Annotated in this window: 6 protein-coding genes; 1 reads left to right on the forward strand and 5 read right to left on the reverse strand. The window is 40.9% G+C overall.

Translation table 11 applies throughout. The annotated features are described in order from the left end of the window. The 4 genes from CXF82_RS10445 to CXF82_RS10460 form a co-directional block, all read right to left on the reverse strand. The coding region (locus CXF82_RS10445; protein ID WP_102044158.1) for a TrkH family potassium uptake protein at positions 1-1,222 on the reverse strand (1,222 nt) is incomplete at its 3' end. A 1-nt stretch (position 1,223) separates the two neighbouring features. Next, the gene (locus tag CXF82_RS10450; protein WP_101091883.1) at positions 1,224-1,877 is read right to left on the reverse strand and encodes a potassium channel family protein; all 654 of its coding nucleotides are present in this window, start codon (positions 1,875-1,877) and stop codon (positions 1,224-1,226) included. Between the two features lie 116 nt (positions 1,878-1,993). After that, on the reverse strand, positions 1,994-2,689 hold the full coding sequence (locus tag CXF82_RS10455; protein WP_101091882.1) for a response regulator transcription factor: 696 nt from the start codon (positions 2,687-2,689) through the stop codon (positions 1,994-1,996). Between the two features lie 9 nt (positions 2,690-2,698). Then, a complete protein-coding gene (locus CXF82_RS10460; RefSeq protein WP_219621782.1) occupies positions 2,699-3,718 on the reverse strand; it encodes a sensor histidine kinase in 1,020 nt (339 codons plus the stop codon). Between the two features lie 687 nt (positions 3,719-4,405). On the opposite strand from CXF82_RS10460, the gene CXF82_RS10465 reads away from it, so the two are divergent. Continuing rightward, positions 4,406-5,413: a DHH family phosphoesterase gene (locus CXF82_RS10465; protein WP_101091880.1), complete on the forward strand. Its 1,008-nt coding sequence runs from the start codon at positions 4,406-4,408 to the stop codon at positions 5,411-5,413. A gap of 381 nt (positions 5,414-5,794) precedes the next feature. On the opposite strand, the gene CXF82_RS10470 is transcribed toward CXF82_RS10465, so the two are convergent. Next, positions 5,795-7,339 (reverse strand): glutamate synthase-related protein, encoded by a 1,545-nt coding sequence (locus CXF82_RS10470; RefSeq protein ID WP_102044160.1) that lies wholly within the window; start codon positions 7,337-7,339, stop codon positions 5,795-5,797. Positions 7,340-7,434 lie beyond the last annotated feature (95 nt).

Consider the following 7,434-nt stretch of genomic DNA (forward strand, 5'->3'; position numbering starts at 1 on the left):
CCGTAAGCCCTCGAGACAGCCCAACCGTGCCTAATGCAGAGACGGCTTCAAAAACAATATCTAACATCGGGGCTTCTTCCGTCAGCAACAATGCAAAAATGGCTAACCATGTCACAACGATTGATATCATAGTTAATGCAAATGCCTTGCTGATCGTTTCCTTAGCTAGCTCGCGCTTAAAGATATAAGTTTGCTCATCGCGTTTTAAAAAGCTGTAAGTCGACAGTATCAACACCATGAACGTCACCACTTTTATACCACTTGCAGTGCTCAAGGACCCCCCACCAATAAACATCAATATTAAGATAATCGAAGATGTCGCATCTTTAAGCTGGTCAATTGCAAGAGTATTAAACCCAGCAGTCCTTGGCGTTACGGCTTGAAACCAAGAAGCGAGCCATTTCCCTGTTTCACTCAAAGGCCCCAAAGTATTAGGGTTATCATACTCAATCAAATAAATGGAAATCAGAGCAACTGCATTAATGACAATCGTGCCAATAATCATCATGCGGCTATATACGGTTAATTTAGACCATTGACGATGACGTTTTAAGTCCATCCACACCGAAAAGCCCAGACCACCGATAATAAAAAGCCCTGTAATGGTTAGATTAACAACTGGATCACTAACATAGGACATTAGACTATCTGCGCTCAGTGCAAATCCTGCATTATTAAAAGCACTAATCGTATAGAAGAAGGCGTGAAACAAGCTAGTTTGCCACCCTAATTCGGAGCGCCAATAAGCCGCCAATATGATCATACCGATCAATTCTACTATCAATGTAAATATCAATACCGATTTAGCTGTAGCAACCAATGTTGATGAGTCCGTTTGATTAAAAGCTTCTTGCGCTACAGTTCGTTCCATAAAGCCAACTTTGCCACCCAATGCGATTAAAGTAACAATGGCAAATGTCATTAGTCCCAAGCCACCACATTGAATCAATATGGCTATGATTGTTTGGCCAAACTGTGTGAATTGTGTCCCTGTATCAATCACGACTAAACCTGTTACCGTAATGGCTGATGTCGCCGTAAACACGCTTTGAACCCAACTTATTGAATCATGAGTTGCGATAGGAAGTTTGAGCAATAATGTTCCAAGTACGATCAACAGTAAAAAACTACCGCACAGAATCACTGGAGGAGCGGCATATAATTTCTTACCTGCGTTAGGTTTACGTTCAATCAGTGAAACTGAAGGGTGCCATAAAACCATATTACATCATCCTTGGAGCTAGGTATTTCAGTTCTGATTGAGTAGCACAAAGCAAAATTATATCGTTAGCTTTAAGCACAAAACTCTCTTTAAGCTCACTGAATACTTCTTTATCGCGCTTCACCAGTATCGTTTTTATACGGCTATTAGCCTCTCCTAAAACCTTGAAAATGGGAGAATCGTGTAACCTTGGCTTGACTTTAATTTCAACAACATAAACACCGTGCCCTATAGGTATATAGTTATTTACCATCGGATAATTGAGCGCTTGCGCCACTCTTATCCCCATTTCTTCTTCGGGGTGGATAATACGCTGTACACCAAGTTTAGATACAATAGTGTGGTGAGCTTTTGTGCTAGCCTTAACCCATATCTCTTTTACCCCTAAGTTTTTTAAGGCTAATGTAGTCAATAAGCTAGATTGCATGTCTTCTCCAATCGCAACTAACACAGCTTCACTATTGGCCAAACCTAACTCTCTAAGCGCACCTTCATCTGTCGAGTCACAAATGATTGCTTGGGTCAGATCTTCCACATATTTATCTACGAGCTTGGAGTCTCTATCTACACCGGTCACTGTATGTCCAAAGTGGATTAATTCTAAACTAGCAGACACGCCGAAACGCCCCAATCCAATTACAGTAAAATGAGCCATGGTTTTACCTTTCTTATTGTTCAAATGCGGAATTTATATCGCCAGAACGGCTCCACAATCTAAGTAACCTATCATCATAGGGTGCTTTAAAATCAGCGTACTTTAAGAGCTAATAATCACACCTTCGCCCCCATAAACACCAATCGATACCCCACTCCCGCTTCTGTCTTTATTACTTGCTGTTCATCAGCGCCGTCATTGAGTTTTTTGCGTAAATGGCTTACCAAGACTCGTAAATAGTGCGTGTCCTCAGTATGAGTATTGCCCCAGATCTGTTGCAGTAAGTCCGACTGTTTAACCAATCTCCCTGGGTGTTTCATTAACATCCCCATAAAGGCGAATTCTTTCCTCGTTAGCTCTATTTCTAACGCCGATAACCAAACTTGATTCGTACTTTTTTTCATCTTCAACGCACCAAAACATTGCATGTCATCCAAGTTAGTATCACTAATTAGATCTCGCACTAGCACTTTAATCCTTACGATAAGTTCACGAACTCCAAAAGGTTTACTCAAATAATCATTCGCGCCAGCTTCAAGTAAGCGAATTTTTTCATCCTCTTGATCTCGGGCAGTCAAAATCAATACTGGTGTTTTGCTCGTTTGGCGAATGATTGATAGCAGGTTTATACCATCGCCATCAGGTAAACCAAGGTCGAGTACAACTAAATGGGGGGCGTAACTTTTAAACATCTCTACTCCCTCAGCAACGCTATCAGCACCTATATATTCAAAACCCTCTGCTGCCAAAGATATACGGATAAAGGTATGAATTTGTGGCTCGTCATCGACGACTAAAACTTTATAGCTCATATTGTATCCTTAGCTTCCTAAAGGTAGACAAATTCGTATCAGACAGCCTTTTTTGACCTCAATACACTCAATGAATCCTTCATGAGCAGTGATCACTCCTTTTGCTACTGCAAGGCCGAGCCCTGAACCAGAATCAGCATTCTTAGTTTTATCCCCAGAATAAAATAGCTTAAACATTAGCTCTGATTCTCCAGCATTAGGTGACTGGCCGTCATTATGTATATCAACGACAACAAAGCCCGTTTCCTGACGAACTACCACTTCTACAAAAGATCCCTTTGGAGAGTAGCGAAGTGCGTTATCTAGGACATTAAAGAAAGCTTGTTCAATTAAGGATCGGCTTACAGATACAGAGTCGATAGCGCCCTCTACAGTAACGACTATCAGCTCTGATGAAATATCAAAGCGATCGATAACATTGTTCAAGATATTGATGAGAGATTCTTGGCTTTTTCTAACCACCATTGCTCCGTGCTGTAATTTAGTCGCTTGTAATAGATTTTCTATATACTGGTGTAGCCGATGGCTCTCTATCGTCGCACTATCAAGTAGTTGATACTTTTCTTTATCACTGAGTAGAAATAGGTATTCTTTTAGGGTAGTTAAATTACCGATAATACCCGCTAAAGGTGTTCTCAAATCATGAGATACCGAAAGTAATATTTGATTGCGAAGTTGAGCCTGTTTTAGCTCGTCTTGCTGACGACGGTAACGTTCTGCCAATTGGCTCGTTGTAAACGCAACAACAAGGAACACCACGAGATTGATAGAATCATCAAGATGAAACATCTGAAGTGAATGACGAGGGGTTGTAAAGAAAAAATTAAAACTTAATGCTTCTAGAATAGCGACGATATAAGCCATTCTAGAATTGCACTGAAAAGCAATAATCACTATTGAAAGTTGAAGTATCAATAAAACTGCAATGGTAGAGCCTAGCCATAGATCTACACCCTGCGATACAACAATCGCGGCTGCGAATATAAAAAATGAAAACAAATAGCGATTCTGAAACCAATACATTGTCATATAGAGAATACTAAAGTGGTTGCCTTAGGTATTACTCTAGCAAATGCTATTCATCTCTTCGCGTAAAAAAAACGTAAAACTAGCAAAGTAGTAGCCTTTTTAGCACGTACAATTCTAGCTTTTCACTGTTTGGCATGTACATTATTCAATTGCCGTGAAGTTTAAATGTCATTGATGTTGGGTAAGTATATCCCGTCCCAAAGTGTATCTACACATATGACAATCCCAATGAATTAGTTACTCAATTTCACAGTTAACCGAGGAAAGATAGAATCAAATAAAACGAATAAGCCACCCATGCTAGTTGGCAAGCTTTTGCGGGGATATCGATACTTTGGAATATTCGACTTTAATGTTTCAGGAGGAAAGGCGAAAGTAGAATGAACTCTTTAAGCAAGAGCCATGGAAACCTTGATAAAAGTAGGTTATTGTCGGTAAAACAAAGGAATGCTAGCTGTCAATGAACAGCAAGAGTCAAGGACGAAGCATTAGCCAAAGGGTCACTAAACAAGGTTCTTATCATTAAGTACCGACTCGAAGCGCTAAAGCCTTCCATTTAAATCTCACTAAAGCATTTCAAACTAAAAATAGGATAGCGGGTCTGAATTTTTTGAAATTTGAAAAGTTTGCTCTGCCCTCACTTATCCATGACCTCACTGATTAAAAATTAATAAAGTAAATAATATAATGAAAAAAACTACATTAATTAATTTTATACAAAAGTTATCTTCTTTACAGCGCGTCGTTATTCAAGCTCATGATTTCCCAGACCATGATGCGATTGCATCGGCCTATGCAATGTCATACCTACTTAAGGAACTGGGGATAGATTCACTCATTGTATATAATGGCGAAATTGATCGGATCTCTTTATCCAATATGATTGAGTGGCTAGATATACCAGTAACGCATTGCAGCAAAGCTCAGTTGACTCCTATGGATAAAATCATAACTATCGATGGTTGTATTGGGGAGAGAAATGTCACCGATATGCCAGGGGAAGAGATTGCCGTTATTGATCATCATGTTGTGACGCCGCCAAAAAACTTATGGTTTTGTGATGTTAGGGAAAACTATGGGGCAACTGCATCGATAATATTTGAATATTTTCAAGATTTAAATATCAATATCCCTAGAAAAGTCGCTACTGCGCTGCTCGTTGGTCTTAAGATTGATACCGCACATTTAACCCGTGGTGTTTGTTCTGCCGATCTAAAAGCTTTTATTGTGTTTAATCAATGTGCAGATCTAGCATTAGTTAATAAAATTTGCCGAAATGAAATTACTTATACAGAGCTAAAATTGTTTGAGCATGTTTGCCAGTCTGTTGAACAGAATAAAGGGGTGGGTTTAGCAACTGTCTCTATAGACTGCCCTAAAAATATGTTGGGAATTCTTGGAGACTTTCTACTGACTGTCAACGAGCTTGATGTCGTTGTCGTGGCACAGTCTAATAATCAGGGGATACAATTATCGTTACGCTCTGAATGTGAACATGTCGATGTTGCTAAAATTATGAGAGAACAATTGAACTTCAAAAATATAGGCTTTGGGGGAGGACATCCACACATGGCTGGAGGCATTGTTTTTAAAGATTTTTTTGATAAATTTGTCGATAACGAAAACGTTCATTTATCTCCCATCATCGATTCAATTTTAGCATTGAGAAGTTTGAATTTAAGTACAACCCAATAGTAAGTAGCATCAAAGTTCAGTCAAAATTTGTAGCAATATCCTTTAACTTTATTTGCTTTGTAAAGGGAGCTTGCACATGCTTAGAACACTAAATAATGAGTCCTATTTAAGCGTCACTAAGATTTAAAACTCATTGAATATATTCGTCAAGCCCCCCACAAAGGCATGGCTCTTGTAAGTGTAATGCCTAGGCTCTGTGGGAGTGTTCATATACGTCTTTGTTGCTCATCTGTATAAATAAAGCCAGTTAACCACTCTCAAGTAAACGAATAAAAGCTCTTTGCTAATCTTTAGCAAGGAGCCTTTATTCACTAGTTAAGCTGGTTGATTCCGATATCATGTAACATACTGATAAAAAATAAAAATCATTACTGCTCCATGCTAAAACTTGGTCAATCCAGAGTATTTAACACCCGATAGTTCTGCCATCTCTTTATTCCAAGTGGCAAGGTCGTGTTGGTTGAATTTGTTTAAATCATCATGACCACACGCTCTCGACATCACTTGCATCAGCTCAACTGAAGCTTCAAAGAAATTCTGCAACTGCTTTGATGCTTTAGTCACATTAAGCCTTTGCCTCAGATCCGCTTTTTGAGTAGCAATTCCTGCTGGGCAGTTATTGGTATGACACATCCTAGCAGCGACACAACCAATCGACTGCATCGCACTATTTGATATCGCGACGCCATCGGCTCCCAACGCCATTGCCTTAACAAAATCCATAGGAACACGAAGTCCGCCTGTGACTATCAAGGTGACTTTTCCACTAACACCTTGCTTATCAAGGTAAGCTCTTGCGCGTGCTAACGCGGGAATGGTTGGCACACTAATATGATCTCTAAACATCTCTGGCGCCGCGCCAGTGCCACCACCACGGCCATCGAGGATGATATAATCAGCGCTAGCATCTAATGCGAATTGAATATCATCTTCAATATGGTTGGCGCTGAGTTTAAAGCCGATGGGAATGCCTCCCGTTACCTCGCGAACCCTATCAGCAAATCGCTTAAAATCGTTAGCGCTATGAAGATCTTTAAAGGTCGGCGGAGAAACTGCAGCGGTTCCCGCTTCGATGCCACGAACCTCGGCAATTTTACCAATATTTTTGTTGCCCGGTAGATGACCGCCCGTCCCTGTTTTGGCGCCTTGCCCTCCTTTAAAATGAAACGCTTGTACCCCTTTTAACTTGGACTCATCATAACCAAAACCGGCGCTGGCAAATTCGTAGAAATAGCGCGAGTTTGCTGCCTGCTCTTCCGGCAGCATCCCTCCTTCACCTGAACATATCCCCGTTCCAGCTAACTCGGCTCCAGTGGCCAGTGCAATCTTGGCCTCTTCAGACAAAGCGCCAAAGCTCATATCTGATACAAGCAGTGGAATATTCAATTTAAGGGGTTTTCTTGCGAGTGGGCCAATCACCAACTCGGTGCTGACAGATACATCTTCCTGTAAAGGTTGTTTTGCCATCTGTGCCACCATGACTTGCAAGTCGTCCCAGTGCGGTAGCAGATACCTTGGTACTCCCATTGATGTCATTGGCCCGTGGTGTCCCATCTTAGACAGCCCTTCACGTGCGAGCTGATGGATAAACTCGACCGTCGGTTCCTCTTTGGTTGCCGTAGCGACAGGCTCCTCGCCTGCGATGGTGATCTGCAGCCCAGGGCCTTCGTGTCCCACTTGCCCATTAGAGAACTGCTTATGAGAACCGTCACAAAAGGGCAAGTTTGCACTATGTTTACAGCAGCAAAGATAGGCATCGCCGCGATCTTGAGCTATAAAACTCTTAGGTTTGAAGTCCGTTCCGGCATGAGACCCATCACAAAAGGGTTGGTTTTTGGACCGACCACAGGTACAAAAATAATATTCCTTATCTTTGATCAGTTCGACTTTGATTGGTTTGTTGTCTGCAACAATAGGTTTACTCATGTTCCATCCTTCTAATGATAGTATCCACTTTTCATGGCTTATCTATAAGGTTAGAAGAAGGATAACCTCTTTGGTATTTCTAAAAAAAGTATTTC

The sequence above is a fragment of the Shewanella sp. GutDb-MelDb genome, assembly GCF_002836075.1.
Lineage (GTDB): Bacteria > Pseudomonadota > Gammaproteobacteria > Enterobacterales > Shewanellaceae > Shewanella.